Source organism: Streptomyces sp. 8N114, assembly GCF_052245835.1.
In the GTDB taxonomy this organism is placed as follows: domain Bacteria; phylum Actinomycetota; class Actinomycetes; order Streptomycetales; family Streptomycetaceae; genus Streptomyces.
In genome coordinates this window covers 1-5,052 of the sequence record NZ_JBQQBT010000053.1, presented here as the reverse complement: position 1 = coordinate 5,052, position 5,052 = coordinate 1, and the positions used below count along the sequence as shown (strand labels likewise).

At 58.1% G+C, this 5,052-nt stretch carries 2 rRNA genes; both read right to left on the bottom strand.

From position 1 onward, the window contains the following. Nucleotides 1-21 precede the first annotated feature (21 nt). Nucleotides 22-3,145 (bottom strand): 23S ribosomal RNA (locus tag ACTWQF_RS36680). Nucleotides 3,146-3,454: 309 nt separating this feature from the next. Continuing rightward, a 16S ribosomal RNA gene (locus ACTWQF_RS36675) occupies nt 3,455-4,981 on the bottom strand. The 16S and 23S rRNA genes sit together here, the layout of an rRNA operon. Nucleotides 4,982-5,052 lie beyond the last annotated feature (71 nt).

The window sequence follows — 5,052 nt, the reverse complement described above, 5'->3', positions numbered from 1 at the left end:
ACACAGTGGACGCGAGCATCTACGGACAAGCCCTCGGCCTATTAGTACCGGTCACCTCCACACGTTACCGTGCTTCCAGACCCGGCCTATCAACCCCGTCATCTCCAGGGAGCCTTACTCGCTCAAGGCGATGGGAGTCCTCATCTCGAAGCAGGCTTCCCGCTTAGATGCTTTCAGCGGTTATCCTTCCCGAACGTAGCCAACCAGCCATGCCCTTGGCAGAACAACTGGCACACCAGAGGTCCGTCCGTCCCGGTCCTCTCGTACTAGGGACAGCCCTTCTCAAGACTCCTACGCGCGCAGCGGATAGGGACCGAACTGTCTCACGACGTTCTAAACCCAGCTCGCGTACCGCTTTAATGGGCGAACAGCCCAACCCTTGGGACCGACTCCAGCCCCAGGATGCGACGAGCCGACATCGAGGTGCCAAACCATCCCGTCGATATGGACTCTTGGGGAAGATCAGCCTGTTATCCCCGGGGTACCTTTTATCCGTTGAGCGACGGCGCTTCCACAAGCCACCGCCGGATCACTAGTCCCGACTTTCGTCCCTGCTCGACCCGTCAGTCTCACAGTCAAGCTCCCTTGTGCACTTACACTCACCACCTGATGACCAACCAGGCTGAGGGAACCTTTGGGCGCCTCCGTTACTCTTTAGGAGGCAACCGCCCCAGTTAAACTACCCACCAGACACTGTCCCCGATCCGGATCACGGACCCAGGTTAGACATCCAGCACGACCAGAGTGGTATTTCAACAACGACTCCACGAACACTGGCGTGCCCGCTTCACAGTCTCCCACCTATCCTACACAAGCCGAACCGAACACCAATATCAAGCTGTAGTAAAGGTCCCGGGGTCTTTCCGTCCTGCTGCGCGAAACGAGCATCTTTACTCGTACTGCAATTTCACCGGGCCTATGGTTGAGACAGTCAAGAAGTCGTTACGCCATTCGTGCAGGTCGGAACTTACCCGACAAGGAATTTCGCTACCTTAGGATGGTTATAGTTACCACCGCCGTTTACTGGCGCTTAAGTTCTCAGCTTCACCACCCCGAAGAGTGACTAACCGGTCCCCTTAACGTTCCAGCACCGGGCAGGCGTCAGTCCGTATACATCGCCTTACGGCTTCGCACGGACCTGTGTTTTTAGTAAACAGTCGCTTCTCGCTGGTCTCTGCGGCCACCACCAGCTCAAGGAGCAAGTCCCATCACCAGCAATGGCCCCCCTTCTCCCGAAGTTACGGGGGCATTTTGCCGAGTTCCTTAACCATAGTTCACCCGAACGCCTCGGTATTCTCTACCAGACCACCTGAGTCGGTTTAGGGTACGGGCCGCCACACAACTCGCTAGAGGCTTTTCTCGACAGCACAGGATCACCCACTTCACCACAAACGGCTCGGCATCAGGTCTCACCCACAAGCCAGGCGGATTTACCTACCCGACGGGCTACACCCTTACCCCGGGACAACCATCGCCCGGGCTGGACTACCTCACTGCGTCACCCCATCACTCACCTACTACAGACTTGGACCGTCGGCTCCACCACTCCCCTGCACTCCGAAGAGCACAAAGGCGGCTTCACGGACTTAGCATCACCTGATTCAATGTTTGACGCTGCATAGCGGGTACCGGAATATCAACCGGTTCTCCATCGACTACGCCTGTCGGCCTCGCCTTAGGTCCCGACTTACCCTGGGCAGATCAGCTTGACCCAGGAACCCTTAGTCAATCGGCGCACACGTTTCTCACGCATGTATCGCTACTCATGCCTGCATTCTCACTCGTGAACCATCCACAACTCGCTTCCACGGCTGCTTCACCCGGCACACGACGCTCCCCTACCCACCCCAGCCTCCGTTAGGAGTCATGCTGGAGTGACACGACTTCGGCGGTGTACTTGAGCCCCGCTACATTATCGGCGCGGAATCACTTGACCAGTGAGCTATTACGCACTCTTTCAAGGATGGCTGCTTCTAAGCCAACCTCCTGGTTGTCTCTGCGACTCCACATCCTTTCCCACTTAGCACACGCTTAGGGGCCTTAGTCGATGCTCTGGGCTGTTTCCCTCTCGACCATGGAGCTTATCCCCCACAGTCTCACTGCCGCGCTCTCACTTACCGGCATTCGGAGTTTGGCTAAGGTCAGTAACCCGGTAGGGCCCATCGCCTATCCAGTGCTCTACCTCCGGCAAGAAACACACGACGCTGCACCTAAATGCATTTCGGGGAGAACCAGCTATCACGGAGTTTGATTGGCCTTTCACCCCTAACCACAGGTCATCCCCCAGGTTTTCAACCCTGGTGGGTTCGGGCCTCCACACGGTCTTACCCGCGCTTCACCCTGCCCATGGCTAGATCACTCCGCTTCGGGTCTTGAACACGCTACTCAAACGCCCTCTTCGGACTCGCTTTCGCTACGGCTCCCCCACACGGGTTAACCTCGCAACATGCCGCAAACTCGCAGGCTCATTCTTCAAAAGGCACGCAGTCACGACGTGGGAAACGAATTCCCCACGCGACGCTCCCACGGCTTGTAGGCACACGGTTTCAGGTACTCTTTCACTCCGCTCCCGCGGTACTTTTCACCATTCCCTCACGGTACTATCCGCTATCGGTCACCAGGGAATATTTAGGCTTGACGGGTGGTCCCGCCAGATTCACACAGGATTTCTCGGGCCCCATGCTACTTGGGAACAACACAAGTGAGCCGCACAGATTTCAGCTACGGGGGTCTTACCCTCTACGCCGGGCCTTTCGCATGCCCTTCGCCTATCCATACGGTTTCTAACTCACCCAGCCGCCGGCAGACGACTGAAACGCAGTCCCACAACCCCGCATGCGCAACCCCTGCCGGGTCTCACACACATACGGTTTAGCCTCCTCCGGTTTCGCTCACCACTACTCCCGGAATCACGGTTGTTTTCTCTTCCTACGGGTACTGAGATGTTTCACTTCCCCGCGTTCCCTCCACACCGCCTATACATTCAGCGGCAGGTGACAGCCCATGACGACTGCCGGGTTCCCCCATTCGGACACCCCCGGATCACAGCTCGGTTGACAACTCCCCGGGGCCTATCGCGGCCTCCCACGTCCTTCATCGGTTCCTGGTGCCAAGGCATCCACCGTGCGCCCTTAAAAACTTGGCCACAGATGCTCGCGTCCACTGTGCAGTTCTCAAACAACAACCAGCCACCCACCACCCCAACCCACAGGCTGAGTTCACCGGGACCGGCAACCAAGAGCCACAACCAAACGGCCGTGCCCTCAGACACCCAACAGCGCGCCCGACACCCCGAACCGATCACCACGTTCCACGCCCCCGAAGAAGCAGTACTAGCAACAACCACACTCGAAGTGCCGAATAGTCAACGTTCCACCCATGAGCAACCCACCGCAGGACACGCGCCTGCGTAATGGGCTCCTGGACCGCCGAAACGGCCAAAGATGCTCCTTAGAAAGGAGGTGATCCAGCCGCACCTTCCGGTACGGCTACCTTGTTACGACTTCGTCCCAATCGCCAGTCCCACCTTCGACGATTCCCTCCCACAAGGGGTTGGGCCACCGGCTTCGGGTGTTACCGACTTTCGTGACGTGACGGGCGGTGTGTACAAGGCCCGGGAACGTATTCACCGCAGCAATGCTGATCTGCGATTACTAGCGACTCCGACTTCATGGGGTCGAGTTGCAGACCCCAATCCGAACTGAGACCGGCTTTTTGAGATTCGCTCCACCTCACGGCATCGCAGCTCATTGTACCGGCCATTGTAGCACGTGTGCAGCCCAAGACATAAGGGGCATGATGACTTGACGTCGTCCCCACCTTCCTCCGAGTTGACCCCGGCAGTCTCCCGTGAGTCCCCAACCTCCGAAGAGTTGCTGGCAACACAGGACAAGGGTTGCGCTCGTTGCGGGACTTAACCCAACATCTCACGACACGAGCTGACGACAGCCATGCACCACCTGTACACCGACCCAAAGGGGGCGACCATCTCTGGCCGTTTCCGGTGTATGTCAAGCCTTGGTAAGGTTCTTCGCGTTGCGTCGAATTAAGCCACATGCTCCGCCGCTTGTGCGGGCCCCCGTCAATTCCTTTGAGTTTTAGCCTTGCGGCCGTACTCCCCAGGCGGGGCACTTAATGCGTTAGCTGCGGCACGGACAACGTGGAATGTCGCCCACACCTAGTGCCCAACGTTTACGGCGTGGACTACCAGGGTATCTAATCCTGTTCGCTCCCCACGCTTTCGCTCCTCAGCGTCAGTATCGGCCCAGAGATCCGCCTTCGCCACCGGTGTTCCTCCTGATATCTGCGCATTTCACCGCTACACCAGGAATTCCGATCTCCCCTGCCGAACTCCAGCCTGCCCGTATCGAATGCAGACCCGGGGTTAAGCCCCGGGCTTTCACATCCGACGCGACAAGCCGCCTACGAGCTCTTTACGCCCAATAATTCCGGACAACGCTCGCACCCTACGTATTACCGCGGCTGCTGGCACGTAGTTAGCCGGTGCTTCTTCTGCAGGTACCGTCACTTGCGCTTCTTCCCTGCTGAAAGAGGTTTACAACCCGAAGGCCGTCATCCCTCACGCGGCGTCGCTGCATCAGGCTTGCGCCCATTGTGCAATATTCCCCACTGCTGCCTCCCGTAGGAGTCTGGGCCGTGTCTCAGTCCCAGTGTGGCCGGTCGCCCTCTCAGGCCGGCTACCCGTCGTCGCCTTGGTAGGCCATCACCCCACCAACAAGCTGATAGGCCGCGGGCTCATCCTGCACCGCCGGAGCTTTCCACCACCATGAGATGCCCCAAGTGGTCATATCCGGTATTAGACCCCGTTTCCAGGGCTTGTCCCAGAGTGCAGGGCAGATTGCCCACGTGTTACTCACCCGTTCGCCACTAATCCCCTCCCGAAAGAGGTTCATCGTTCGACTTGCATGTGTTAAGCACGCCGCCAGCGTTCGTCCTGAGCCAGGATCAAACTCTCCGTGAATGCTTCAAATTCGCGGAAGAGCGGAACCAGGAGAGGAATAATCCCCCGGTCCACAGCGTCCTCGCTGTAAT